Raw genomic sequence first — 26,762 nt, forward strand, 5'->3', positions numbered from 1 at the left:
GTCCCATGAGCGATCCCGTCCGTATCGGCTGCGCCGCGGCCTTCTGGGGCGACACCAACAGCGCCGCCTTCCAATTGGTGCGCAAAGGCGACATCGACTATCTGGTGTTCGACTATCTGGCCGAGGTCACCCTGTCGATCATGGCCGGCGCGCGCATGAAGGACCCGTCCGCGGGCTACGCCCACGATTTCGTGCACCAGGTGATGGCGCCCCTGGCCAAGGAGATCAAGGACAAGAACATCAAGGTGATCAGCAACGCCGGCGGCGTTAATCCCCGTGCCTGCCGGGAAGCGCTGCGGGCGGTGTTCGCCGAGGCCGGCGTGGATCTCAAGATCGCCCTGGTGGAGGGCGACGACCTGAACGGCCGGCGCGACCAGTTCGCCGCTTGCAAGGAGCTGGACAGCGGCGCCTCGCTGCCGCCCATGACCCTGACCATGAACGCCTACCTGGGCGCCCTGCCGATCCAGGCGGCCCTGGACGCCGGCGCCGACCTGGTGCTCACCGGCCGGGTGGCGGACTCCTCCCTGGTGCTGGGCCCGCTGATGCACGAATTCCAGTGGGCCGACGACGATTACGACAAGCTTGCCCAGGGTTCCCTGGCCGGCCACGTGATCGAGTGCGGCGCCCAGTGCACCGGCGGCAACTTCACCGACTGGCGGGAGGTGCCCGATTTCCACGACATGGGCTTTCCCATCGCCGAGTGCCACGCCGACGGCCAGTTCGTGGTCACCAAACCCGCCGACACCGGCGGCCTGGTGACACCGGCCACGGTGGGCGAGCAGGTGCTCTATGAGATCGGCGACCCGCGCGCCTACATCCTGCCCGACGTGGTGTGCGACTTCACCGCCGTGACCCTGGAACAGGACGGCGAGAACCGGGTGCGGGTGAGCGGCGCCCGGGGCCGGCCGCCCACCGATACCTACAAGGTGTCCGCCACCTGGCCGGACGGCCAGCGCATCACCGTGTCCTTCCTGATGGCGGGCATCGACGCCCCCACCAAGGGCCGGGTGGTGGCGGACGCCATCCTCAAAAAGACCGGCGCCCAGTTCCAGGCCCTGGGCCTGGCGCCGTTCCGCGACACCAGCGTGGAAATCCTCGGCAGCGAGGCCACCTACGGCGCCCACGCCCGCCGCGACGACACCCGCGAGGTGGTGGTGAAAATCGCCGCCCTGCACGACGACCGCAAGGCCCTGGGCCTGTTCGCCCGGGAAATCGCCCAGGCCGCCACCGGCATGGCGCCGGGCCTGTCCGGCCTGGTGGGCGGGCGGCCCAAGCCGGTGCCGCGCATCCGCTTGTTCTCCACCCTGGTGCCCAAGGTGGACGTAACCGCCACCGTGGACCTGGACGGCGAGCCGGTGGAGGTGGGCGTGCCGGTGGGCGAGCCCCTGGACCCGGCCTCCCTGGCCTTCAGCCAGGGCACCGACACCGCCGTGGGCGAGGTGAGCGTGCCGCTGGTGAAGCTGGCCTGGGCGCGTTCCGGGGACAAGGGCGACCACGCCAACATCGGCGTCATGGCGCGCAAACCGGAGTACCTGCCCTACCTGCGCGCGGCGCTCACCGACGGCGCCGTGGCCGACTACATGCAGCATGTGCTGGACCCGGAGCACGGCACCGTGAGCCATTGGGAGCTGCCCGGTTTCCACGCTTTCAATTTCCTGCTGCGCCACGCCCTCGGCGGCGGCGGCATCGCCAGCCTGCGCATCGACCCGCAGGGCAAGGCGTTCGCCCAGCAGTTGCTGGACATGCCGATTCCGGTGAGCCAGGACATCGCCAGCGAGGTGAGCGCGCTCTAGGCGCGCGATTCAGGATGCAGGATTCAGGATGCAGGCGCGAAGAAAGGTTCGTGGAGGCTGCTTGCCCCAGACTTCGCGCTGAAAAGTTTATTCGCGGGCACGGCTTCTGGCATCACGAGCAACCGATCCGCGCCTGCATCCTGAATCCTGCATCCTGTAACGGCGCCGCCGGCGCCACCGACTTAAATGAATTGCAGTGAGGATATTCTGAATGCCGTACCGTTCCGTATTCCGCGACGACCTGTTCGCCGGCAAGACCGTGATCGTCACCGGCGGCGGCTCCGGCATCGGCCGCTGCACCGCCCATGAGCTGGCCGCCCTGGGCGCCCGGGTGGTGCTGCTCGGCCGCAAGCAGGACAAACTCCAGGTGGTGGCCGGGGAGATTCTCGAGGACACCGGCCAGGAAGCGCTCTGCTTCGCCTGCGACATCCGCGACGAGGACAAGGTGCGCGACGCCGTGGCCGCCATTTATAACGCCGTGGGCCAGGTGGACGGCCTGGTCAACAACGCCGGCGGCCAGTTCCCCTCGCCGGTGGCGCTGATCAGCCAGAAAGGCTGGGAGACGGTGATCCGCACCAACCTCACCGGCGGTTTTCTGATGGCCCGGGAAGTGTTCATGCAGGGCATGAACAAGAACGGCGGCAGCATCGTCAATATCGTCGCCGACATGTGGGGCGGCATGCCCGGCATGGGCCACTCCGGCGCCGCCCGCGCCGGCATGGACAACTTCACCAAGACCGCGTCCCTGGAATGGGCCTGCGCCGGCGTGCGCGTGAACGCGGTGGCGCCGGGCTGGATCGCCTCCTCCGGCATGGACACCTATCCGGAAAGCATGCAGCAAACCATCAAGACCCTGCGCGACGCGGTGCCGCTCAAGCGCCTGGGCATGGAGGCGGAGGTGTCCTCGGCGATCTGTTTCCTGCTCAGCGAGGGCGCCGCCTTCATCAACGGCGACACGCTGCGCATCGACGGCGGCGCCAGCCAGGGCAACGTGGCCATGTTCCCGCTGCCCGACCACGCCAATTCCAAACCCTACGACGGCTTCCACCGGGCCGTCGTGCCGGCCGTACTGAAGGACATCCAATGACCGTGCTCGACTCCGCCCTGGACCCTCACAGCGAGGCGTACCGGCACAACCGCGAAGCCCTGCTCAAGGCGGTGGAGGAATTCCGCGCCATCGAGCAGGGGGTGGTGGACACCGCCGAAGGCAAGCGCGAAAAGTTCGAAAAACGCGGTCAACTGCTGCCCCATGAACGGGTGGCGCGACTGCTGGACCCGGGCTCGCCGTTTCTCAGCCTGATGAACCTGGCCGGCTACAAAATGCACGACGACAAGGACGGCACCGAGGCCGGCGGCGGCACCATCGCCGGCATCGGCTATGTGTGCGGCGTGCGCTGCCTGGTGACCGCCTCCAACTCGGCGATCAAGGGCGGCACGGTGACCCCGTCCGGCCTGTACAAGACCCTGCGCCTGCAGAAGATCGCCCTGGAGAACCGGCTGCCCATGGTGAGCCTGGTGGAGTCCGGCGGCGCCAACCTGAACTACGCCGCCGACGTGTTCGTGGAAGGCGCGCGCAGCTTCGCCAACCAGGCGCGGCTGTCCGCCGCCGGGGTGCCACAGATCACCGTGGTGCACGGCAACGCCACCGCCGGCGGCGCCTACCAGCCGGGGCTGTCGGACTATGTGGTGCTGGTGCGCAACCGCGCCAAGATGTTCCTGGCCGGCCCCCCCCTGCTCAAGGCCGCCACCGGCGAGATCGCCACCGACGAGGATCTGGGCGGCGCGGAAATGCACACCGGGGTGGCCGGCACCGCCGAGTACCTGGCGGAGAACGACGCAGACGGCATTCGCCACGCCCGCGACATCATGAAGAAGCTGGGCCTGCGCGACGCCCCGGCGCCCGCCGGCGACTGGCGGCCGCCCCGCTACGACGCCGAGGAACTGCTGGGCGTGGTGCCCGACGACGCCAAGAAACCCTATGACGTGCGCGAGATCATCGCGCGCATCGCCGACGATTCCGACTTCCTCGATTTCAAGAACGATTGGGACGCGGCCACCCTGTGCGGCTGGATCGAGATCGAGGGCCAGCCGGTGGGCGTGCTCGGCAACAACGGCCCGATCACGCCGCGCGGCGCCGCCAAGGCGGCGCAGTTCATCCAGCTCTGCGATCAGACCCGCCGGCCTCTTCTGTTTCTTCACAACACCACCGGTTTCATGGTCGGCACCGACGCGGAACAGAACGGCGTGATCAAGCACGGCTCGAAAATGATCCAGGCGGTGGCCAATGCCCGGGTGCCCAAGGTGTCGATCCTGGTGGGCGGTTCCTACGGCGCCGGCAACTACGCCATGTGCGGCCGTGGCCTGGACCCGCGCTTCATCTTCGCCTGGCCCAACAGCCGGGTGGCGGTGATGGGCGGCCAGCAGGCCGGCATGGTGCTGCGCATCGTCGCCGAGGCGAAACAAAAGGCCAACGGCCTGGAACCGGACGAGAAGGTGCTGGACATGCTGCAGCAAAGCACCGCCGAGAAACTGGACGCCCAGTCCACCGCGCTGTACGCCACCGCGCGGCTCTGGGACGACGGCATCATCGACCCCCGCGACACGCGCAAGGTGCTGGCCTACGTGCTCGACATCTTCCGCCAGGCGGAGCAGCGGGAACCGCACGCCAATACGTTTGGCGTGGCACGACTATAGAGAGCAGTTAAAAGTGAATAGTGAACAGTTAATAGCGAAAACACCGTTGCGGAAAGGCTCGGTGCGTACGGCGAAGCCGGACCGCACCCTCTTTCGCTCTTCACTGTTAACTATTAACTGTTAACTAAAACCACCAGGTTTTTTGGTTACCGCCGACATACCAGCGCTCGACCAACGAGCCGAACAAAACACAGGACATGGCCATGTTGTTTACTCAGGAACACGAAGAACTGCGCCGCACGGTGCGGAATTTTGTCGAGAAAGAGATCAACCCCCACGTGCCGGAATGGGAGGCGGCGGGCCGTTTTCCCATTCATGACGTGTTCAAGAAGATGGGCGACCTGGGGCTGCTGGGCGTCACCAAGCCGGAGGAATTCGGCGGCATGGGCCTGGATTATTCCTATGGCCTGATCGTCGCCGAGGAAATCGGCGGCGCCGCCTGTGGCGGCGTGCCGCTGTCCATCGGCGTGCAGACCGACATGGCCACGCCGGCCCTGGCGCGGTTCGGTTCCGACGCGCTCAAGCGCGATTACCTGGCGCCGGCCATCGCCGGCGACATGGTGGCGTCCATCGCCGTGTCCGAGCCCCACGCCGGCTCCGACGTGGCCAACATCAAGACCACCGCCCGGAAGGACGGCGACGATTACGTGATCAACGGCACCAAGATGTGGATCACCAATTCGCCCAGCGCCGACTTCTTCTGCCTGCTGGCCAACACCTCCGAGGACAAGCCCCATGTCAACAAGTCGCTGATCATCGTGCCCAAGGATGCCGGCGGCATCACCGTGGACAAGCACCTGGACAAGCTGGGCATGCGCAGCTCGGAAACCGCCCAGGTGTTTTTCGACGACGTGCGCGTGCCGCAAAGCAATCTGATCGGCCAGGAAGGCATGGGTTTCATGATGCAGATGATGCAGTTCCAGGAGGAACGGCTGTGGGGCGCCGCCAACGCCCTCAAGGGCTGCGACAACCTGATCCACGACACCATCGAGTACGCCCGCGAGCGCCAGGTGTTCGGCATGTCCCTGCTGGATAACCAATCGGTGCATTTCAAGCTGGCGGAATTGCAGACCGAGGTGGAATTGCTGCGCGCCCTGGTGTGGCAGGCCTGCGAGACCTATGTGAACGGCGGCGACGTGCTGCGCCTGGCGTCCATGGCCAAGCTCAAGGCCGGCCGGCTGCTGCGCGAGGTGGCGGACGGCTGCATGCAGTACTGGGGCGGCAACGGCTTCATGTGGGACAACCCGGCCAGCCAGCTCTACCGGGACGGCCGCCTGGCCTCCATCGGCGGCGGCGCCGACGAGGTCATGCTGGGCATCATCTGCAAGACCATGAACATGCTGCCCGGCAAGAAAAAAGGCGGCTAACCGATACCGGTGAATAGTTAAAAGTGAACAGTTAACAGTGAATAGCGGAAGCGGTGGAGCCATGAGGTTACCCGAGACGACGACATTGACGCTTTCCCAGCAACAGGGTGTGTTGCACATCGTGCTGGATCGGCCCCAGGCGCGTAATGCCATGAGCCTGGAAATGGTCGAGGAATTGATGACGGTGTTCGACCTGGTGGAAAGCGAGGCCGGGATTCGTGCCCTGGTGCTGCGCGGCGGCGGCGGGCATTTCTGCGCCGGCGGCGACATCAAGGACATGGCCGGCGCCCGGCAAAAAGCCGCCGAGGGTGATCCGGAGGCGTTCTTCCGGCTTAACCGCCGCTTCGGCGAGATGATCACCCGGGCCAACCGGCTGCCGGCGGTGCTGATCACGGTGCTGGAAGGCGCGGTGATGGGCGGCGGCTTCGGCCTGGCCTGTGTGTCCGACGTGGCCCTGGCCGCCGGCGATGCCCGCTTCGCCCTGCCGGAAACCGGCCTGGGGGTGATCCCCGCCCAGATCGCACCCTTCGTGGTGCGCCGGGTGGGCCTCACCCAGGCGCGTCGGCTGGCGCTCACCGGCGCCCGCTTCGACGGCCACCGGGCGCTGAACCTGGGCGTGGTCCACGAAGTGGCGGATTCCGCCGAGGAGCTGGACAAGAAACTGGCGGAACTGCTCGGCCAGGTGCGCCGCTGCGCCCCCGGCGCCAACCGCGCCACCAAGGCGCTGGTGCTGGACGTGGACCAGGTGCCCATGGAGCAGCTGCTGGACCGGGCCGCCCGGGAATTCGCCGACGCCGTCAACGGCGACGAGGGCCAGGAAGGCACCCTCGCCTTCGTGCGGAAACGGGCACCGTCCTGGGCCGGGGATCGCGACTGAAGCGGAACGCCGCTACCGCAATGAAAACCGCTGTAGGAGCGACTTCAGTCGCGATTCCCGGGCCGATTATCGCGGCTGAAGCGGAACGCCGCCCGGTCGCTCCTACGGTGCCGTCCCCCCAGTGGGAGCGACCGGGAACAACCAACAAGGAATCACCGATGAGCTTTGAAAAGATTCTGATCGCCAACCGGGGCGAAATCGCCTGCCGGGTGATCGTCTCGGCGCAATCCCTGGGCTACCGCACCGTGGCGGTGTTCTCCGAGGCGGACGCCGGCGCCCGCCACGTGGCTCTGGCCGACGAGGCGGTGTGCATCGGCCCGGCCACGGCGGCGCGGTCCTACCTGAACATAGAGGCGTTGCTGGACGCCTGCCGGCGCACCGGCGCCGACGCAGTGCACCCGGGGTACGGTTTCCTGTCCGAGAACGCGGACTTCGCCGAGGCCTGCGAAGCCGCCGGCGTCACCTTCATCGGCCCGCCGCCGGCGGCGATCCGGCTGATGGGCTCCAAGCGCCTGTCCAAGATCGCCATGCAGGAAGCCGGCGTGCCCTGCGTGCCCGGCTACCAGGGCGAGGCCCAGGACGACGACACCCTGATCCGCGAGGCGCAACGGGTGGGCCTGCCGCTGATGATCAAGGCCAGCGCCGGCGGTGGCGGCCGCGGCATGCGGGTGGTCACCGACGCCGCCGAGATCCCGGCGCAGCTGAAAAGCGCCCGCCAGGAAGCGAAAAGCAGCTTCGGCAACGACGAGCTGATCCTGGAGCGGGCGGTGGTCAACCCCCGCCACGTGGAGATCCAGGTGTTCGGCGATCGCCACGGCAATGTGATCCACCTGGGCGAGCGGGACTGCTCGGTGCAACGCCGCCACCAGAAGGTGGTGGAGGAAGCGCCCTCCCCGGCCGTGGACCAGGCGCTGCGCGAACGCATGGGCGAGGCGGCGGTGAACGCCGCCCGGGCCTGCGACTACGTGGGCGCCGGCACGGTGGAGTTCCTGCTCGGCGACGACGGCGACTTCTTCTTCCTGGAGATGAACACCCGGCTGCAGGTGGAGCACCCGGTCACCGAGCTGGTCACCGGCCAGGACCTGGTGGCCTGGCAACTGCGGGTGGCCGCCGGCGAACCGCTGCCGCTCGCCCAGGCCCAGGTCACCCTTACCGGCCACGCCATGGAGGTGCGCCTCTACGCCGAGGACCCGGCCCGCGACTATCTGCCGCAAACCGGCACCGTGGAACGCTGGCGCCCGGCCAGCGGCGACGGCGTGCGCGTGGACCATGGCCTGGTGGACGGCGCCGAGGTGGGCAGCCACTACGACCCCATGCTGGCCAAGATCATCGCCTTCGGCGCCAGCCGTGACGAAGCCCGCCGGCGGCTGATCCGCGCCGTGCAGGACACCGAGCTGATGGGGCTGGACGACAACCGCCGCTTCCTGGCGGCGATCCTGGCCCATCCCGGGTTCGCCGACGGCGGCGCCACCACCGCCTTTATCGGCGGCGACTTCGCCGACGACCCGGCCCTCCAGCCGCTGGCCGTGCCCGAGGCGCTCTGGGCCCTGGCGGCGCTGGTGCTGAGCCGCTGCGACGCCGCCGCCGGCCGTGGCTATGCCGGCTGGCATTCCAGCGGCCTGGGCGCCCAACCCCTGGTGCTGGCCGCCGGCGAGGAGGAACGCACCCTCTACCTGACCCCGGACGGCGTGCACGGCGGCCCGGCCCTGACCCTGGACCGGCTCGACGACGATGGCGACCTGGTGGCGACCCTGGACGGCGTGCGCCGCCGCTACCGATGGTGGCGCCAGGGCCCGCTTCTCTGGCTGCAGGACGGCACCACGCGGGTGGCCTTCGAGGAACGCACCCACCGGGCCGGCGCCGGCGCCGAGGGCCCCGGCTCCGGGCAGTTGAAGGCGCCCATGGACGGCGCCGTGATCGAAGTGAACGTGGCCCCCGGTGACACGGTCGAAAAAGGCCAGACCCTGGCGGTGCTGGAAGCGATGAAGATGGAGCACGCCCTGAAGGCGGACCGCGATGGTCGGGTGGAGCGGGTCGAGGCCCGCGCCGGCGATCAGGTCAAGCGTCAGCAGCTACTGATCGTCGTGGAAAATGAGCTTTAAGGACAAGCCAGGCAATTCCCAGGGCCAAGGCACGAGGGTGCCAGAATATGGTTCACTGGCGGCGGCCCCGTGATAAAGGAGGCGACCGACCGGTCGCACGGAGCGCCTCGGATGGATTGCCGGTATATGAAACCGCCGGTAAGGTATACCTCGCTTCCGAGGCCCGGCGGGTCCCGTTTGCAATCGGTTTGAGCTCCCGGCGCGGTCCGGGCATTCCAAGAACACAGACAGTGGAGACCCCATGAGCAACGCCGACGTGATTACGTTGCCCAAGCTGCTTTCCAAGGTGCCTGAAGTGATCGGCAATCTGCCCGGTCTGATCAAGGGCTCCAAGATGAGCAAGATCACCGATACCTCCAAGCCGCTGGGGCTCGGCGTGGCCTTCGAGCAGGCCACCGCCGGCAATCCCAACGGCGTCGCCGTGCTGCAGGACGATCGCGAGCTGACCTACAAGCAGTTCAACGCCTGGGCCAACCGCATCGCCGATTACCTGGCCTCCATCGGCCTGAAGAAAGGCGACACCGTGGCGGTGGACGTGGAGAACCGCCCGGAGCTGCTGGCCGCCGTGCTCGGCTGCGCCAAACTGGGCGTGTGCGCCGCCCTGCTCAACACCTCCCAGAAAGGCAAGGTGCTGGTGCACAGCTTCAACCTGGTGGAGCCCAAGGCGGCGATCATCGGCGAGGAGCTGGTGGCGACCGTCCACGAGATCCGCGATGACCTGGACCTGAAGAAGAACTTCTTCTACTTCGCCGACCAGGACACCCTGGCGGACCCGGGCACCGCGCCGGAGGGCTTCGCCAACCTGGCCACCGAGATCAAGGACTGCTCCAGCGAGAACCCGGCCACCACCAACCAGACCTTCCTGCGCGACCCGCTGTTCTACATCTACACCTCCGGCACCACCGGGCTGCCCAAGGCGGTGGTGTTCAACCACGGCCGCTGGGAAAAAGCCTATGGCGCCTTCGGCTACTCCGCGGTGCGCCTGGGCAAGGACGATCGCCTGTACTGCACCCTGCCCTTCTACCATGCCACCGGCATGGTGATCTGCTGGGCCTCGGTGATCGCCGGCGAAGGCGGCCTGTCCATCGCCCGCAAGTTCTCCGCCAGCCGTTTCTGGGACGACGTGCGCAAGCACAACTGCACCGCCTTCGGTTACGTCGGCGAGCTGTGCCGCTACCTCAACGAACAGCCCGAGAAACCCGACGATGCCGACAACCCGGTGCACACCATCGTCGGCAACGGCCTGCGCCCGAGCATCTGGAAGCAGTTCAAGGCGCGCTTCGGCATTGAGCGCGTGGTGGAGCTGTACGCCTCCTCCGAGGGCAACGTGGCGTTCACCAATGTGTTCAACTTCGACAACACCGTGGGCTTCTCGCCGGTGAGCTACGCCATCGTCAAATACGACAAGGAAGCCGACGAGCCGGTGCGCGACAAGAACGGCCACATGATCAAGGTGGGCAAGGGCGAATCCGGCCTGATGCTCGGCGAGATCACCGACAAGACCCCGTTCGACGGCTACACCGACCCGGAGAAGACCGAGAAGGCGATCTTCCGCGACGTGTTCAAGAAAGGCGACGCCTGGTTCAACACCGGCGACATGATGCGCGACATCGGCTTCCGCCACGCCCAGTTCGTGGACCGCCTGGGCGACACCTTCCGCTGGAAAGGCGAGAACGTGTCCACCACCGAGGTGGAGCAGATCCTGGACGGCTTCGAGCAGATCGTGGAATCCGTGGTGTACGGCGTGGAGATCCCCGGCACCAACGGCCGCGCCGGCATGGCGGAGCTGCGCCTGGACCGCCCCCACGGCGACGTGGACTGGCCGGCCCTGTGCGCCTACCTGCAGCGCGAACTGCCGCCCTACGCGATCCCGGTGTTCCTGCGCATCACCGACCACGGCGTGGAAACCACCGGCACCTTCAAGCACCAGAAGAACAAGCTGAAGGAAGAGAAGTACGACCTCAGCAAGCATGACGACCCGGTCTATGTGCTGCTGCCCGGCGAGAGCTGCTACCAGCGTCTCACGCCGGAGATTCAGCAAGGCATCGACGGTGGCGAATACCGCTTCTAAACCGCCGGGCCATCACGGCTGAACGGAAACGCGGGCCTTCGGGCCCGCGTTTTTTTATCCACGGATGCTGTGGATAAAGGTGTGAAAAAACGCTGGAAGACCGTGCCCCACGCGGTCATTCCGGGGGGCGGCACGGAATGCGGTGAATTTAACCAATCTTTCACATCGTGGACTGGACGTCCGGAGAGCGATTTTTCCACCGCTGGGGTTTTCCACAGATCCTGTGGATAAACCTGTGAAGAAAATGCGGAAAAGTGGCGCCAGCGGCGTAAAAAAGGCCCTTCCCTCTCTTTGACGTTTTTTTGACCAAAATAAGAAAACCCAATAAAAACAATGCTTTATGTTTGAAGTTAAGGCTATTTCCGGTGTTACCGGCGGCCTTGTTACCTTCTTTCCCAATTTTGCTCAAGCTGTGCACAGTTTCGGGCTTTCACGATCTTGTCAATAGTGAAATCACGTCACCGCGCGGTGCGGCCGGAACGCACCGTGATGGCGCTCACGGCCGCGAAGGGCCCGGCCATCCCCGGACGCTCACGCACCGCTTTGGCGCGGCCACGGGCCGAACTGTGGATAACTCTGTGAATACTCTGGTGGGAACCGGCGTATAACCGGAGTGGGCGGGACGATTGCCCCGCCCTGGGGCGGGTTCAGCGGGAATCGTCCTGGCCGCCGTTCTGGCCGTCCTGCTCATCCTCTTCCATGTGGTCCAGGGCGTCGGTGAGCTCCTGGACGCGCTGGCGCAGGGCATCCACTTCACGCTTGTTGGGAATGCCAAGCCGGGACAGGGCCTTGCCGAGCCGGTCGTCGAAGGCCTTTTCCATGCGGTCGATGGTTTCGCCGGTGTGGTGGCGCACCCGTTCCTTGATGTCGCCCACCCGCGGGGTCTTTTCCTTGGCGCGGCGTTCCACTTCGCGGCCGGCTTCCACCAGGGCATCGAAGAAGCCACTGCCCTCTTCCTCGGCGCGGGCGTAGGCGCCCAGGCCGGCCAGCCAGATCTGGTGGGTGTATTTGCGCAGGTCCCGGGAGGCGCCGGACAGCGCCCGCAGGGGATGGCCGCGCTCGTCGTGCTGTTCGCTATCCTGGTGCTCGTCGCGGTCGGACATGGGCCTCACTCTCTCTCAACGCAGCGCGGCAGTATAGGCCAAAAATGACAGGCCCGGCCAACGTCTTGTCGGACAAGCTATTCCTGTCCGTCCTCCTCCTCGCGGGGGCGGCGGCCGCCGACGAAGCGCGCCAGGTCCCGGGCGCGATCGCGGATCAGATCCCGGGACTTGCCGGTGAGCACCGCCACGAAGCGCTCGGTGAGCCGGTCGGCGCCGGCCTCGAAACGGGCGTCGATGTGCCGCTCCAGGCGCGGGCCGAGCCAGAATTTCACCGCCAGCCCCACCGCCACCAGGGTGACCAGGGACGACAGCAGGGCGCAGCCGATCAGCAGCAGCGCCAGATCCGATGGGGTCAGGGTATCCATGCTCAGGCCACTCCGAACACGAAGATCAGTTGCGCCAGGCCGGCCATGGCGCCCAGGAAACCGCCCACCAGGATCAGGATCCATTCGTCCTCCTGGAAGGCCGGGCGCAGCAGGTCCTGGAATTCATCGGAACTGAGCGCCTGCATGCGCTCGCGCATGAGGCGCTCGATGATGCTGCTGCGCTCACGGTTGAAACGATCGTCCTCGAACGGCTCCACCGCCAGGTCCACGGCCTTGTCCTCCACCGCGCGCTTGAGGTCGGCGTAGCCCCCCGGGCCCACGGTGAGCTGGGCGGCGGTGCGCACGAAGCCGCCGTTGAGCAGCGGTTTCAGGTGGCGCTTGATGAGCGCCTTGGTGCGGTCGCCACGGGGGCCGTTGATCACCTGATACATGATGTTGCGCAGGGTCACCAGCTCCTCGGTGGTGAGCCGGGCGAAGGACTCGGCCACGTCCTTCTGGCGCTTGAGAAACAGGCCCTGGAGCCGGAACGGGCCCACCCGCACCGGATTGAGGGGCCGGAAGATCACGTTCAGCGCCAGCCAGTTGGTGGCGATGCCGACGATGAAACCGAACACCGGCAACACCCAGTTGCTGGGCATGAAAATGAACACCGGCACCTGGATCAGGCCGAACAGAAAGCCGAAATAGAAGCCGGAGTTGGTGACGAAACGGAACTCCGGCTCGCCCACTTCCTTGAACATCTGCACCATGAGCGCCTTATCCGAGCGCATGCGCTCGACGATCATGTGCTTCATGTCCACCAGGTTTTCCAGGTTGCGGCTGATGTCGTCGACCACGTTGTCCATCACCGCCGGAATCGCCCGGCGGGCGCGGGCGTAGACGCGCTTGCGCACGGCCAGGGGCAGGTTCTCCCAGAGCACCGCGTTGCGTTCGGTCATTACCTCGTCCACGTATTCCTCGATGCGCGCCTGGATGCTCTTGGTGAGGTGGGCGGCGATTTTTTCCGGTTCCATCTCGCGGAAGAACTCATCCAGGCTGCCCAGTTTCTGCAGGGTCTTGTCCACCACGATGGCGGCCATCTTCTCCACTTTCGAGGGAATGATGCCCTGCCAGCCGAAAAACGGGCGGATGCCGATGAATTCCAGGGGATAGAACGTCATTTGCACGGCCATCCAGTTGGTGGCCCAGCCCACGGCGCCGGCGATGAACGGCAGGCTGAAATACTTCCAGAAATCCGGATGGGAAAACAACGAATCCAGCATGTCGGGCAACAACCCCCTCCCAGGGTGGACGCGGCGAGCCTTCGGCATCTTCCAAACACCGAGGAGCCACAAGCCTAGCCGCCCGGTCCCGCCGAGAACAGCTCCCTCGGGGCGCGCGCGCCGGTCACGAAAGCCAATGTTATGGTAATAATCCGCTTCCTAGTATAGGGACACTGGCGGTCGTCCACTCAGCGTCGGCGCGTAATTTTTGGCAACCGCCCCCGCTTGCCCCATACTTCCAGCCAGTATTCGCACGCCAGAACAGAAGGATTTCTTATTCCATGACCACGCCGTCCACCCTGCCCGGGCTGCTTATGTACGGCGCCCTGGAAACCCTGCTCAACCAGGCGCTCACCGGCGACCCGCGCGGCCGCGAGCAACTGGCGGCGTTGCACGGCACCGCCGTGCGGGTGCGCGGCGAAAACCCCATGTGGGTGCTCTACATGCTGATCTACGAAGACGGCGTGGAGCTGCACGACGAATACGAAGGCCCGGTGGACGTGCGCGTGCGTGGCCCCCTGGGCGCCATGCTGCACTGGCTGCTGGCGCCCAACAGCGGCGACGCCGAGGAGCGCCTGCGCATCACCGGCCCGCCGGAGACCCTGGAACGCCTGCAACGCATGATCAGCGAGTTCAGCCTGTGGCCGCTGGCCCGCAACTGGCTGGACGACCATGTGCGTCTCAAGGAACTGCTCGCCGTGCTGCGCCGGGAAGACCCGGTGTGGCTGGAGAAACTGGCCGGCCTGCCCGATCACCTGGGCGACCTGGCGGCGCAAATGGCCCGCCAGCAACTCCTCCAGGAAGACCTGATCGAGGAAGTGCGCGGCCTGCGCCGGGAGATCCGCCACGCGCGCCGGCTGGACCTGGCGTTCCTGGTGGCCGGGCTGGGCCTGATGCTGGTGGCGCTGCTGCGCGCCCTGGGCCAGTGGCAGGACACCTGGCGGGCCTTCGCCCACGATTATGTGTCCCTGGCGATGGTGAGCTTCGGGCTGGCCCTAATCGTCGGGCGGCTGATGCGCCGGGAGCGTTGAGGCGGGCTGCGCCCGCATCGCGACTGAAGCGGAGTGCCGCCCAGTCGCTCCTACAAGCACCGCCAACCCTACGGAGTCGCGCTTGACGTTACCTCGTAGCGTCTCGTCGTGGTGCCCCTTCCGGGACCCTGTCAAACAGGATGTTTGACCGGGAGTCTCCAGGGACGGATTTACGACGTTCCCGGAAGGGGCACCACGACGAGACGCGGGCCCGATGGAAGGACCCCAGGCTTCCCGCTAAAGCGCGATGAAGTTTATTTCTTGCCGAAGAATTTGCTGATGCGCTCGCCCACCAGCTCGGTGCTGGAGCGCGCCAGGCTGCGGCTGGTCTCCTCCAGCATCTCCCGGGTGGGCAGATTGCGCACGCCGTCGTTGATGCCCCGCTTCACCGCTTCCTCCACGCTCGCCGCGATCAGGTCCGCGGCCTTGCGCGCCTCTTCGTCCAGCTCCCGCTTCAGCGCCCGCTTCAAACGCGGCTGTAAATGGAAGTGCCCCCAAAGCGCCACCACGAACAGCGTAATGGCGGCGGTGATCACGGAGGTGAGCAAAATCGTGGTCATACAGAACGGTCCCGGATAACGGGTTCGTAACCAAAACCGGTATTCCTGTAACCGTTGGTACGAACCGGAAGTATTGCTTAGCGAAACACTTACTATGTGACAAGTGGCAAGCACGCTGCCATATCCGTGCTAAGGAAGGCCCGTGTAACGCAGGAGCAGATAATAACTTCAACACGGGATCACAGAATGACTTCCGGGACAGACTCGTCACGCACCCAGAGCCAAGGTCTTGCCCCGCTGGCCCAGCTTTTTTCATTGTGCCACCGGCATCGTTTGCCGCTCTCCCTGCTGGCCCTCCAGCTCAAGGAACTGCCCGCCATCGGCCGCGAACTGGGCGGCGGCCGGCTGCGTCAGCTGCAACGGCAACTGGCCGAGGCGGTGGAGCAGCGGATTCGCGCCGAGGACGGCCTGGTGGCCTGGCAACGGGGCTATCTGGTGCTGTGTCTGCCCGGCACCCGCGTGGAAGGCGCCGTGTGCCTGGGCCGGCGTCTGGGCGCCTGGTTCGCGCGCACCCGCTTCACCCTGGAAACCCGGAACCTGCGGTTCACCCCGAGCATGGCCGTGCATGTCTCCGAACTGGACGACACCGCCAGCCGGGAACCGATTCGCGAATTGTTGATGGACACCCTGTGCCTGCTCGCCACCGAGGAGCACGGCGGCGAGCCGGTGCTGTCGCGGCGCGCCCGCGCCGCCCTGGACCGTTTCACCGCGCCGCCGGCCACGGTGGACGAGGCGGCGGACCACGGCGAGGAGGCCCGGCCGGGCCAGCTCCATGAGCTGGTGGAGCGGCTCAGTGAGCGCGACGACGGCATCCTGGTGCGCGAGCTGTCGCCGGCCCTGCGGCGCCTCGACGAACCGACCCGCATGCGCCTCATCGACCACCTGCTGGAGGCGTCCCTGATCCCCGGTGCCACCCCCTCCTAGGCCCACCCACCACCACGAAGAACGATGACGGTGAGGGCCACATCGCTCCGCGCCCCGGCTAGCGCCATCCCCCATTGCGGCAACCACACCCCACCGGGATAATCCGCGCCATGCTGGAAACCTATCTGGATGAACTGGCCACGGCCCTGCCCCCGGTGCTCGGCGACGCCGCCGACCCGGTGCTGGCGCTGAGCCGCCACCGCCTGATCGACAAGCCCCACGGCGACCTGCCCCGCTGGCGGGCCGCCGTGGCCGCCCTGCCGCCGGGCCCGGCGCCCCACGCCCTGGACCGCGACACAGTGACCCTGGGCGAACCGGGCGACGTGGACGGCGCGGCCCTGAACGCCGCCCTGGAAGGCCTGATCCCCTGGCGCAAGGGACCATTCGAATTCTTCGGCCAGACCGTGGACACCGAATGGCGCTCCGACTGGAAATGGCAACGGGTGGCCCCGCACCTGTCCGACCTGAGCGGCCGCCGGGTGCTGGACGTGGGCTGCGGCAGCGGCTACCACGGCTGGCGCATGGCCGGCGCCGGCGCCCGCTTCGTGCTCGGCATCGACCCCACCATCCTGTTCCTGATGCAGTATCTGGCGGTGAAACGCTACGCCCCCGAGGCGCCGTTCTGGTTCGCGCCGCTGCGCATGGAGGAACTGCCCACCAACAGCGCCGCCTTCGACACGGTGTTCTCCATGGGCGTGCTCTACCACCGGCGCTCGCCCCTGGACCACCTGCTGGAGCTGGCCGGCGCCCTGCGCCCCGGCGGCGAACTGGTGCTGGAAACCCTGGTGGTGGAAGGGGACGAGCGCGCCGTGCTGATGCCCGAGGGCCGCTACGCCGCCATGCGCAATGTGTTCTTCCTGCCCAGCAGCGCCCACCTGGCGATCTGGCTGCGCCGCTGCGGCTTCGAGGACGTGCGCTGCGTGGACGAGACCGTCACCACCACCGACGAACAGCGGCCCACGGACTGGATGCGCTTCCAGTCGCTGCCGGACTTCCTGGACCCGGATCACCCGTCACGCACCCGGGAGGGTCACCCGGCCCCTCGCCGGGCCACCCTGGTGGCCCGCAAGCGCCGCTGATTGGCCCGCAAGGACCCGGCGTTCCGGGGCACACTGCGCGGGCCTGTTCATCGAGTGCGAGGACCGCCATGAGCGTCACCCTGGAGCAACCCCTGACCCTGCCCTGCGGGGCCATCCTCAAGAACCGTCTGGCCAAGTCGGCCATGAGCGAGACCCTGGGCACGCCGGGCAACCGGGTCACGCCGCGCCTGCCGCGCCTGTACCGCACCTGGGCCCGGGGCGGCACTGGCCTGCTGATCACCGGCAACGTGATGGTGGACCGCCACGCCCTGGGCGAGCCCTGCAACGTGGTGGTGGAGGACCGCCGCGACCTGCCGCGCCTGCGCGACTGGGCCCGGGCCGGCCAGGAAACCGGCGCCGCCATCTGGGTGCAGCTCAACCACCCAGGCAAGCAGGCGCCGGCGGCGCTCAACCGGCGCTCGGTGTCGCCCTCCGCCCTGCCCTTCGAGGACCCGGGCCTGAAGCGTTTTTTCCACACCCCCAAGGCGCTCAGCGTGGCGGAGATCCGCGACATCGTGCGCCGCTTCGGCGAGACCGCCGCGATCATGAAGGAAGCCGGCTTCAACGGCGTGCAGATCCACGGCGCCCACGGCTACCTGGTGAGCCAGTTCCTGTCACCGCGCCACAACCAGCGCCAGGACGACTACGGCGGCAGCCCGGACAAGCGCATGCGCTTCGTGCTGGAGGTGTATGACGAAATCCGCGCCCGGGTGGGCGATGACTACCCGGTGTCGATCAAGCTCAATTCCGCGGACTTCCAGAAGGGCGGCTTCAGCGAGGAGGAATCCCTGGCGGTGGTGGAGGCGCTGGCGACCCGGGGCATGGATCTGATCGAGATTTCCGGCGGCACCTACGAGGCGCCGCGCATGGCCGGGGCCGGGGTGCGCGAGTCCACCCGGCGCCGGGAGGCCTATTTCCTGGAGTACGCCGAGCAGGTGCGCCGCCGGGTGGCGGTGCCGTTGATGGTGACCGGCGGCTTCCGGTCCCGGGAGGGCATGGCGGCGGCGCTGGCGGACGGCGCCACGGACCTGATCGGCCTGGCGCGGCCGCTGGCGGTGGACCCGGCGTTCAGCCGGCGGCTGCTGGAGGGCGGGGCGGTGACCAGCCCGGTGGCGCCGATCCGCACCGGCATTCGCGCGGTGGACAACGCGGCGATGATGGAGGTGTCCTGGTACACCCTGCAGCTGGCGCGCATTGCCCGGGGCAAGGCGCCGCTGGCGGACGCCGGCGGGCTCAGTTCGCTGCTCAAGATCGCCGGTACCATCGGGTGGCGGCGGCTGCGGATGGGGCGATTACGGGCCTGAGTGTGGTGGCTCCCGGGTGTGGGAGTCTCTCCAGAGGGACCGCGAGTCGACCTGGGCCCCTTTCCGGGAACGCCGTGAACCCGTCCCTGGGGGCTCCCGGTTTGACATCCTGTCAAACAGGGTCCCGGAAAGGGGCCCAGGCCGACTCGCTCCGGGGTAGCTTCAACCGGGGGCCCATTGGGTTGGTTTGGTGGAACCCAGAGCGGTTGTGGGGGGCGGCGGTGGCGGGCGAGCAGGATGAGCAGCGCGCCGTAGCCGAGGCACTGGCCGGCCAGCAGGGCCAGCTCCGGTGCCAGCTCGTGGACGGCGGCGCCCATCTGGTTGAGCTTGAGGAAGGCCTGGATGCCCGGGGTGGCGGGGACCAGGTCCGCCAGCCAGCGCAGCGCCGTGGGCAGGCTTTGCGAGGGCCACACGAAGCCGGCGCAGAATACGATCGGCAGGGACGACACCAGCACCACCAGAGTGGGGCCTTCCAGCCGGTTGACGGCGTAGCCCAGGGCCAGGGCGCACAGGGTGGTGGCGCTGAGGAACAGGGTCGTCAGCGCCAGCAGCGTCAGCGGGTCGGCGTGGCGCGGCACCTGGTAGTACTGAAAGAAGACGCCGAAATAAAGCATCGCGAACAGCAGATAGATGGCCACGAAGTTAAGCAGCCGTAGCGGCAGCGCCAGGCGCAGTGGCACGGCGGCGTCGCCCTGCCCGCGCCGCCAGCGGTCGCGGGCGGTGAGGCAGCCGGCGGCGATCAGCAGGGTCTGGTGGAGGATCAGCACGAACACCGCCGGCACCACGTAATCGATGTAGCCTTGCACCGGGTTGAAGGCGGCCAGGCGTTGCAATCGCACCGGCCGCAGCTCGCCGGGGATGCGGGTCATCTCGCGGCCCTGCATCAGGGCCCGGCGGGCCTGGGTTTCCAGGCTCAGGGTGGTGCCGGCGGTGAGCAGCCCCTCCACCACCCGGCTGTAGATCAGGAAGTAGCTGGCGTCGCCGGCGTAGCTCAGCGTGGTGGGCCGGCCCAGCATCACGTCGCGCTGGAAGTGGGCGGGGATCACCAGCAGGCCGTGGGCGCGCCCCGCGGCGATCCAGTCCCGGGCCTGGTCCTCGTCGCCCAGGCGCGCCACCACCCGGGCCTCCGGCGTGGCGTCCACCCGCCGTGTCAGTTCCCGGGCCAGGGCGGAATGGTCCCGGTTGACCACCACCACCGGCTGTTCGCCGGGTACGTTGTGGCGGTACGGCAGGGGGTACAGAAACGCATAGAACAGCACGCCGCCGAGCAGCACCATCATCACCGTGGTGTCGCGGTACAGGGCGCGCCACTCGTGCCCCCAGGCCCGGGCCAGCCGGCTCATCGGTCACCGCCCCCGGGTAGCGCCCGGACACTCAGCGGCAGCGGTACCAGGAACAGCAGCAACGCCGCCAGTGACGGCCACAGCGTGGCGAAGGGGGCGGCGTGGTCGGCCACCGCCACCTGCAGATTCATGTAATGGGTGGAGGGCATCAACGCGCCCCACCACCAGGCCAGGGTGTTCATGTCGGCGCGCGGGAAGGTGATGCCCATGAAGGCGAACGCCGGCGCCAGGTAGGCGGCGCACACGCTGAGCGCGTGCAACGGCTCCGGCAGCAGGGCCACGATCAGCACCGCCATGGCCTGCACCGCGAGCACGGTCAGCGCCAGGCCCAGCCACAGCCAGAGCAGGCCGCCGGCCGGCTGCCAGTCCAGCAGCAGGCCGAACAGGGCCAGCATCAGCAGCCCCTGCAGCCAGAACGCCAGCCCCACCGGCGCCATCGCCGAGGCCAGGGCGGCCAGGCGCGGGCCGGGGCGGGCCGGCAAGGGCGCGCGGCGCAGCCGCCAGAACACCACCAGCACCGTGGCCACCACCAGCAGCACCTGCCAGAGCGCCGGCACGATGGCGGTCACCAGGAAGCGGGCGTAGCTCATGACCGGGTTGAACAGGGACACCACCTGGGGGCGCACCGCCTTCACCGCCAGGGCCACGCGCGGCGCCGGGTCGCCGTGGGCCAGGCGCAGGGCGGCGCCGGCCCGGGCCGAGTAGTCGCCCACCGCGTCCACCAGGGCGGAGCCGATGAACTTGCCGGCGAGCAGGTACTGGGTGTTCTCGAAAGCCGCCAGCCGGGGGCTGCGTCCCTGGCGCAGATGGGCGGCGAAATCCTCGGGGATCACCACGGTGGCAAGCACCTCGCCGCGCCGCAAAGCGCGCCGCGCCGGCGCCCGGGAGCGGTACTCGCGGTACACCGCCAGGCCCGGGCTGGCGTCCAGGGCGCGCACCAGTTCCCGGGAGGCGCTGCCCGGGTCCAGATTGACCACCGCCAGGGGCAGGTCCCGGGGCACGCCCTGGGCGAACACCGCCAGGAAAAACAGGGTCCCCAGCGGCGGCAGCCAGAGCGTCAGCAGCCGCAGCCAAGGGTCCTCGCGGAGCGCCTGGCCGCCATGCAGCCCGGTCATCTCAGGGCTCCGCGTCCAGCAGCACGCTCATGCCCGGGCGCAAGCCCGGCACCGGGGCGCGCGGTCGCAGCTCCACCTCGAAGGTGCGCATGTCGTAACCCTGGCCGTCGCGGGTCGCCCGCCAGGTGGCGTAGTCGCCCCGGGCGGCCACATGGGACACCTGGAAGTCGGCGCGCCGCTCCAGGGCGGGAATGCGCAGAGTGAATACCTCGCCGGGCTGGAACCGGGCCAGCCGGTCCTCGCGCACGTTGAACACCGCCCAGGCGTCGTCCAGGTCGGTGAGGGTCACCACCGGGAAGCCCTGGGGCACCAGCTCGCCGGGTTGCAGGGCCACGTCGTCCACCTCGCCGGCGTGAGGCGCGGTCACCCGGGCGTCATCGAGCAGGTTTTGCACTTCCCGGCGCAGGCTGGCGGTGACGTCGCCGGTGGCGGCGCTGGCGTCGCGGGCCTCGGAGCGCGGGCCCTCCTCCGCCAGCTTGAGCACCTGGCCGGCGCTGAACCGGGTTTTCACCGCCACCTGCCAGGCGGTGTAGGCCTCGTCCAGTTTCTGGCGCGCCACCACGCCCTCGTCGGCCAGCGCCCGTACCCGCCGGTAGGTGGTTTCCGCCAGTTGCTCGGCCACCTTGGCCTTCTCGAATTCGCTGCGCGCGGCGCGCACCTTCTCTTCCCGGGTGCCGCCTTCCACGGCGCTGATCAGGGCGCCGGAGATGCGGTCCAGGGCCTCCACCTGGGCCAGCTTCTGTTCCAGCTCCGGGCTGTCGATGGTGAACACCGGGTCGCCCTTGGCCACTGTGTCGCCCTTGCGCACCAGGGTTTCCGACAGGCGCCCGGGCACCTTGGAAGACACCAGGTACTGGCGGGCTTCCACCTGGCCCTGGAAAACCGGCGCGCGCGGCCGGTAGGCGTTCCAAAAGCTGACCGCCACCAGGGCCACCACCACGGCGGCCACCAGCGCGAACAGAACGGTACGGGCTTTCACGGTGTCGGCTCCCCCTGTTGCTGATAGTCAATAAAACGGCCCGGCTGGCCGGTCAGCGCCATCACCCGGGCCAGGGCCACCACGTGGCGGAACGCCGCCGCCTGCCGGTGGGTGCGCGCCGCGGACAGCGCCGTTTGCGCGTCCACCACGTCCAGCGAACGCCCCAGGCCTTCCTCGAAGGCGCGCCGGCGCAGGTGCAGGTTTTCCCGGGCCAGTTCGATCTGGCTGGCCAGGGTGCGGTACTCATTGAGGGCGCGGCGCGCCTCCCGGTACTGGCTGTCGAGCATCACCGACAGCTCCCGGCGGGCCCCGGCGCGCAGCCGCCGCACCCGCTCCACGGCGGCTTCGGCGGCGCGCACCTTGCCGCCACGGCCGGCGCGGTCAAGCAGCGCGAAACGCACGCCCACGCCCACCATCCAGTCCGGGGTCAGATCGCTGATCAGGGCGTCGTCCTCGTGCAGGTTATAGCTGCCGTACAGAAACAGGTTGGGATGAAACAGGCCCCGGGCCATGTCGCCCCGGGTGCGGGCGCCCTGCTCCTTGATCGCCAGCACCCTCAGGCCGGGGTGATCCTCGAGGCGGTCCCGGAGGCGGTCGTCGTTCTCGGGCAGGGCGTGCACGAACAGGGGCGAGGCCGGCGTCACCGGGGTGTCGCCGTGCACCAGCCGGGTCAGGGCGAGACGCGTGATGTCGCGCTTCTCCCGGGCCGAGGCCAGGTCGATGCGCGCCTGATCGTAGGCGGCCTGGGCGGCGAGCCGCTCGACCCGGGCGATCTGGGCGTGCTCCTCCAGTTTGCGGGCGGCGCGCAGATGGCCGGCCAGGGTGTCCGCGGCGGCCTGGCGGGTGGCCACCAGCTGGTCGGCGGTGACCAGCCCGAAATAGGCGCCTACCAGCTCCAGGAAACGGGCGCGGCGCAGTTCCTCGCGCAGGGCGCCGGCCTCGTCGCGGCCCAGCTCCAGCAGCCGGCGTTGACCCTGGACGCGGCCGCCGGTGTACAGCGGCCAGAAGGCCAGCAACGACGAGCGGGCGATGTCGCGATCCTCGGTGAGCGGGGTGCTGAAGGCGTCCGGCCCGCCCAGCAATTGCACCAGCACCTGCCCCACCGGGGTGCCGGACAGGCTGTCCAGGGGTTCCAGGTCCAGGGTGTTGAGTTCCGGACGCTGGTCCAGACGGGTATAGGTACCGAGCAGTTCCACCTGGGGCAGCAGCAGGGCCCGGGCGGACTCGGACAGGGCCCGGGCGCCGTCCTCGGCGGCGGCGCCGGCGGCCAGGTTGTCATCCTCGGCGAGCAGCCGCCCCCAGGCCTGCTCGAACGTCATCGGGGCCGCCCCGGCGCCCATGGCGGCGACGCCCAGTATCAGCGCCACCAGAAGCCTCCACATACTCATCCTCCTTATGGAAGGAAACATAATAGCACCGGTTGATTACCGGTTCCCGGATCAGGGGATCAGATATTGATGCAGGGCAGCCTGCAGGGCACTGAGGGTGAGCGGCTTGATCAGCTGGCCGTCCATGCCCACCTCCTTGATGCGCTCGGCGTACTCAGGCATGACGTGGGCGCTGAGCGCCAGGATCACCGCCGGCTGCCAGCCGTTCTCGGTTTCCAGGCGGCGCATGCGCCGGGCGCTTTCGAAGCCGTCCATGACCGGCATGTCCAGGTCCATGAGCACCAGCCGGTAGGCGCCGCCGCCCTCGATGAAGCGGTCCAGGGCCTGCTGGCCGTCGTCGCCGAGCACCGGCGCCGGCACCCCGAGCCGTTCCAGGTAACCGCGCGTGACCATCTGGTTGACCGGGTTGTCCTCGGCCACCAGCACGCGCAGCCCGCTGCGTTCCTGTTCCGGCTCGCGCCGGGAGAGCAGCGGCACCTGGCCGGGGCCGGTGTCGCTGAGCAGCTGCTGCAGTTCCATCACCGTGAGCACCGCCCGGCGCACCAGGGTGATGTCGTCGCGCATCACCACCTCGCCACTCTCGCGCATGCCGCACAGCAGCACCGGCCGCGGGGCGGCGCCGCGCTCACGGGCCGGGCGCAGGCCCTGGTCGAGCAGCACGCCGTCGGTGACGCCGTTGACCAGCAGGTGGCTTACCGCCGGGTCCGCCAGGGCGGCGCGCACGCCTTCCAGGTCGGTGACCACCCGGGCGTGGGCGAAGCGGCGGTCGCCGTCGAGCAGGCTCTTGAGGTTGCCCACCTGGTCCCAGATCAGCGCCGGCTCCCGGGTCGGTTCCGGCATCGGCACCGCCGGCGCCGCCACCGGCACGGTAAGCGCGAAGTGAAAGCGGGCGCCCTGCCCCGGCGCGCTGCGCAACTGGATCTCGCCGCCCATCAGACGCACCAGTTCCTGGCTGATGGACAGGCCCAGGCCGGTGCCGCCGAAGCGCCGCGACACCGAGGCCGACGCCTGGCTGAAATTCTGGAACAGGCGGCGCTGCTCCTCGCGGCTCATGCCCAGGCCACTGTCGGCCACCGAGAACGACAGGATCACCTGGTGCTCGCCGGCGGGCTCGCAGCGGGCGCGCACCCGCACCCAGCCGTGGCGGGTGAACTTCACCGCGTTGGAAATCAGGTTGGTGAGCACCTGGCGCAGGCGTGGCGCGTCGCCGCGCACCTTGGCGGGCAGCGCCCGGTCCACGTCCACCAGCACCAGGTCGCCGTTGTCGCTGGCCGGCAGGCTGAACATGTGGGCGCAGTCGATCAGCAGGGCGGCCGGGTCGAAGTCGTCGATCTCCAGCTCCAGCTTGCCGGCTTCCAGCTTGGAGTAGTCGAGCACGTCGTTGACCAGGGTATTGAGGGTGCGGCCGGCGTTCTCGATCAGGGCGATGTAATCCTGCTGGCGCGGCGAGGGATCGGTTTCACGCAGCAGCTCCGCCAGCCCCAGCACGCCGTTCAGGGGCGTGCGGATCTCATGGCTCATGCGCGCCAGGAACTCGCTCTTGGCGCGCACTTCGGCGTTGCCGCGCACGGCCCGGGCGGTGAGGCGCAGGAACACCAGGCTGGCGGCGAGCACCACCGCGTAGGCCAGGGCCAGCCCGGCCAGCATCCAGGCGGTATCGCGCACCACCTTGTCGTGGCCGTGCCTGGACAACGCCGAGGCCATGTCCACCGAGGCCCGGGCCAGCGCGTGCAGGCCGGTCACCGCCCCCTCGGAGCGGGCCAGCGCCTCGCGCCAGGACACCGCCAGATCACCGGACATGTCCACCGCCTCGCCGCTCCATTGCCGGTAGGCTTCCAGGTCCTCGCGCACCCGCTGCCAGCGGCGTTTGAGCACCGCCATCTCCTCCCGGTCCGGGGCCGCCAGTTGCTGATCCACGTCGGCCATCGCCGCCGCCAGTTGATCGCGGGCCTTGTTGAGCTGGTAAAGGGAAAGCGGATCCAGGGTGTTGCCGGTCACACCGCCATGGAGCAACAGCGCGCGCATCATGCCCAGGTCCCGGCGCACCTCGCGCAGACCATTGAGCGGCAGCGACAGCGCCCGGCCCGGGCTGGCCAGGCGGGTATCGGAAAGACGCGACAGATAGAGCACCGAGGCCAGCGAAGCGTGCAGCCGACCATTGATCTGATCGAGCGCCCGAAACGGCGCCAGCACCCCGCCCACCGCCGCCCGCGGCTCGGTGTTTCGCCAGGCGTTGCGCACCCCGGCGACGATGTTGGTCAGATCCGGGGCGTCCAGGCTGTCCATGGCCCGCTGGTAGGCGGCGAGGCCCTCGTCGGTATCCGCCAGGGCGGCCCGATAGCGGTCGGCCAGATCCTCGGAGCTGCTCATCACCACCGCCGGAGCCAGGTCGCGGCTGCGCTCCAGGGGCTCGCTGGCGCGCAGCCCGGCGGCGAACACCGCCAGATCGTCCTGCAACACATGGTGCCGGTCATGCAAATCAAGGCGATATTGATAGAGCAGCGTCGCCATCATCACGAACGGCACCGTCACCAACGACACCAGCAAAAACACCGCTGGAAAATGTCGTTCCTTCATCACCTGCGTCCTCCCTGGTCGCGTCCCCCGTGCCGGGACTTGCGGTGGCCACGCCGAAAGCGCCAGACTTCCGGCTACTCTAGCGGCGAAGCCCGCGTGACAGGATGGTCTTCATGTATCTTCCGGGTATCCATATCCTGCCGGTGTTGTGCATTGTTGTATTGCTCGGCGGCTGTGCAAGCGCGCCACCCACCACTGCCACCATACCGGAATTGCGGGCCCGCGACGCCGCCGAAACCCCGTCGCCGGCACCGCCGGCCATGCCCGCCTGGCTGGCGGCGGCCCAGGCGCCGCCGCGCCTCGCCGGCCTCGACCGGGACGGCGAGATCAGCAACGACGAGCAAGGCTGGCGACGCTGGGTGTACGGCGCCCCGCACCGGCGGCTGACCCTGACCCTCTACGGCCTGCCCGCCGGCTGGGACGGTCTCGACGACACCCGCCTGGTCTCCGGACACTACGGCCAGCTCCGCCAGCAACGCGTCAACCGGGTGTACAACAGCGACGACCTGTCGCTGCGCTTCGTCCAGGAACGGCTGTTCGACCTGGAGGGCCACGTCACCGCCAGCGGCGCCTATCTGATTAATCGACCCAACCGCCGGCCGCTTTACGAGACCCTGCTGCTGACCCTGGACGGCGACCGTTTCATCCGCATCGAGGCCGCCAGCCGGGAGCAGGACACCACGGCGCTGTTGCGGCTGAGCAAGCGGGCGCTGGCCGAGTTTCGGGCGTTCGAGCCGTGATCGTGGCGAATTTCGGGGTGGGTTCTCCATCCGGGGCGCGGAGCGGCGTGGCCCCCTTTCCGGGAACGCCGTGAACCCGTCCCTGGGGGCTCCCGGTTTGACATCCTGTCAAACAGGGTCCCGGAAA

At 68.3% G+C, this 26,762-nt stretch carries 20 protein-coding genes and 1 pseudogene; 12 read left to right on the forward strand and 9 right to left on the reverse strand.

Annotated elements, in window-relative coordinates:
* Positions 1–5 precede the first annotated feature (5 nt).
* The 7 genes from HMJ39_RS09005 (at position 6) to HMJ39_RS09035 (ending at position 10,904) form a co-directional block, all read left to right on the forward strand.
* Positions 6–1,793, forward strand: coding sequence for an acyclic terpene utilization AtuA family protein (locus HMJ39_RS09005; protein WP_194297052.1), 1,788 nt, complete (start codon positions 6–8; stop codon positions 1,791–1,793).
* Positions 1,794–2,004: 211 nt separating this feature from the next.
* Complete coding sequence (locus HMJ39_RS09010; RefSeq protein ID WP_194297053.1) at positions 2,005–2,880, forward strand: SDR family oxidoreductase; 876 nt, start codon at positions 2,005–2,007, stop codon at positions 2,878–2,880.
* Positions 2,877–4,487, forward strand: a complete 1,611-nt coding sequence (locus HMJ39_RS09015) for an acyl-CoA carboxylase subunit beta (RefSeq protein WP_194297054.1) — start codon at positions 2,877–2,879, stop codon at positions 4,485–4,487. The genes HMJ39_RS09010 and HMJ39_RS09015 overlap by 4 nt, the downstream gene beginning before the upstream one ends.
* Positions 4,488–4,690: 203 nt before the next feature.
* Positions 4,691–5,854: an acyl-CoA dehydrogenase family protein gene (locus HMJ39_RS09020; RefSeq protein ID WP_194297055.1), complete on the forward strand. Its 1,164-nt coding sequence runs from the start codon at positions 4,691–4,693 to the stop codon at positions 5,852–5,854.
* Positions 5,855–5,915: 61 nt separating this feature from the next.
* Positions 5,916–6,731, forward strand: a complete 816-nt coding sequence (locus HMJ39_RS09025; protein WP_194297056.1) for an enoyl-CoA hydratase-related protein — start codon at positions 5,916–5,918, stop codon at positions 6,729–6,731.
* A 158-nt stretch (positions 6,732–6,889) separates the two neighbouring features.
* Complete coding sequence (locus tag HMJ39_RS09030) at positions 6,890–8,833, forward strand: acetyl/propionyl/methylcrotonyl-CoA carboxylase subunit alpha (protein WP_194297057.1); 1,944 nt, start codon at positions 6,890–6,892, stop codon at positions 8,831–8,833.
* A 241-nt stretch (positions 8,834–9,074) separates the two neighbouring features.
* Entirely contained in the window at positions 9,075–10,904 is a 1,830-nt protein-coding gene (locus tag HMJ39_RS09035) for a long-chain-acyl-CoA synthetase (RefSeq protein WP_194297058.1), read from the forward strand.
* A gap of 647 nt (positions 10,905–11,551) precedes the next feature.
* On the opposite strand, the gene HMJ39_RS09040 is transcribed toward HMJ39_RS09035, so the two are convergent.
* The 3 genes from HMJ39_RS09040 to HMJ39_RS09050 form a co-directional block, all read right to left on the reverse strand.
* Entirely contained in the window at positions 11,552–12,007 is a 456-nt protein-coding gene (locus HMJ39_RS09040) for a phasin family protein (RefSeq protein WP_194297059.1), read from the reverse strand.
* Positions 12,008–12,084: 77 nt separating this feature from the next.
* Positions 12,085–12,372, reverse strand: a complete 288-nt coding sequence (locus HMJ39_RS09045; RefSeq protein ID WP_194297060.1) for a hypothetical protein — start codon at positions 12,370–12,372, stop codon at positions 12,085–12,087.
* Positions 12,373–12,374: 2 nt separating this feature from the next.
* Entirely contained in the window at positions 12,375–13,595 is a 1,221-nt protein-coding gene (locus tag HMJ39_RS09050; RefSeq protein WP_194297073.1) for a DUF445 domain-containing protein, read from the reverse strand.
* Between the two features lie 281 nt (positions 13,596–13,876).
* Here HMJ39_RS09050 and HMJ39_RS09055 point away from each other — a divergent pair, with 281 nt between their 5' ends.
* Positions 13,877–14,626, forward strand: coding sequence for an SCP2 sterol-binding domain-containing protein (locus HMJ39_RS09055; RefSeq protein ID WP_194297061.1), 750 nt, complete (start codon positions 13,877–13,879; stop codon positions 14,624–14,626).
* 254 nt (positions 14,627–14,880) lie between these two features.
* Here HMJ39_RS09055 and HMJ39_RS09060 read toward each other — a convergent pair whose 3' ends face one another.
* Positions 14,881–15,186 carry a hypothetical protein gene (locus HMJ39_RS09060; RefSeq protein WP_194297062.1) on the reverse strand — a complete coding sequence of 102 codons (306 nt, stop codon included), beginning with the start codon at positions 15,184–15,186 and terminating at the stop codon, positions 14,881–14,883.
* A 186-nt stretch (positions 15,187–15,372) separates the two neighbouring features.
* On the opposite strand from HMJ39_RS09060, the gene HMJ39_RS09065 reads away from it, so the two are divergent.
* The 3 genes from HMJ39_RS09065 to HMJ39_RS09075 all read left to right on the forward strand — a co-directional run bounded on the left by HMJ39_RS09065 (position 15,373) and on the right by HMJ39_RS09075 (position 18,493).
* A complete protein-coding gene (locus HMJ39_RS09065) occupies positions 15,373–16,110 on the forward strand; it encodes a hypothetical protein (RefSeq protein WP_194297063.1) in 738 nt (245 codons plus the stop codon).
* A 110-nt stretch (positions 16,111–16,220) separates the two neighbouring features.
* Positions 16,221–17,189, forward strand: a complete 969-nt coding sequence (cmoB, locus tag HMJ39_RS09070; protein WP_194297064.1) for a tRNA 5-methoxyuridine(34)/uridine 5-oxyacetic acid(34) synthase CmoB — start codon at positions 16,221–16,223, stop codon at positions 17,187–17,189.
* Positions 17,190–17,257: 68 nt separating this feature from the next.
* The gene (locus HMJ39_RS09075; protein WP_194297065.1) at positions 17,258–18,493 is read left to right on the forward strand and encodes an NADH:flavin oxidoreductase/NADH oxidase family protein; all 1,236 of its coding nucleotides are present in this window, start codon (positions 17,258–17,260) and stop codon (positions 18,491–18,493) included.
* 245 nt (positions 18,494–18,738) lie between these two features.
* On the opposite strand, the pseudogene HMJ39_RS18865 reads toward HMJ39_RS09075, so the two are convergent.
* The 5 genes and pseudogenes from HMJ39_RS18865 to HMJ39_RS09095 form a co-directional block, all read right to left on the reverse strand.
* Positions 18,739–19,836: pseudogene (locus HMJ39_RS18865) on the reverse strand (ABC transporter permease); the annotation flags it as partial.
* Positions 19,833–20,951: an ABC transporter permease gene (locus HMJ39_RS09080; protein ID WP_194297066.1), complete on the reverse strand. Its 1,119-nt coding sequence runs from the start codon at positions 20,949–20,951 to the stop codon at positions 19,833–19,835. The pseudogene HMJ39_RS18865 and the gene HMJ39_RS09080, both read right to left, overlap by 4 nt.
* A gap of 1 nt (position 20,952) precedes the next feature.
* Positions 20,953–21,930: an HlyD family secretion protein gene (locus tag HMJ39_RS09085; RefSeq protein ID WP_194297067.1), complete on the reverse strand. Its 978-nt coding sequence runs from the start codon at positions 21,928–21,930 to the stop codon at positions 20,953–20,955.
* A complete protein-coding gene (locus HMJ39_RS09090) occupies positions 21,927–23,312 on the reverse strand; it encodes a TolC family protein (protein WP_194297068.1) in 1,386 nt (461 codons plus the stop codon). The genes HMJ39_RS09085 and HMJ39_RS09090 overlap by 4 nt, the downstream gene beginning before the upstream one ends.
* A gap of 57 nt (positions 23,313–23,369) precedes the next feature.
* Positions 23,370–25,895 carry a hybrid sensor histidine kinase/response regulator gene (locus HMJ39_RS09095; RefSeq protein ID WP_194297069.1) on the reverse strand — a complete coding sequence of 842 codons (2,526 nt, stop codon included), beginning with the start codon at positions 25,893–25,895 and terminating at the stop codon, positions 23,370–23,372.
* 113 nt (positions 25,896–26,008) lie between these two features.
* On the opposite strand from HMJ39_RS09095, the gene HMJ39_RS09100 reads away from it, so the two are divergent.
* Complete coding sequence (locus tag HMJ39_RS09100) at positions 26,009–26,635, forward strand: hypothetical protein (protein ID WP_194297070.1); 627 nt, start codon at positions 26,009–26,011, stop codon at positions 26,633–26,635.
* Positions 26,636–26,762 lie beyond the last annotated feature (127 nt).

It is taken from the genome of Alloalcanivorax profundimaris, from assembly GCF_015265435.1.
GTDB lineage: Bacteria > Pseudomonadota > Gammaproteobacteria > Pseudomonadales > Alcanivoracaceae > Alloalcanivorax > Alloalcanivorax profundimaris.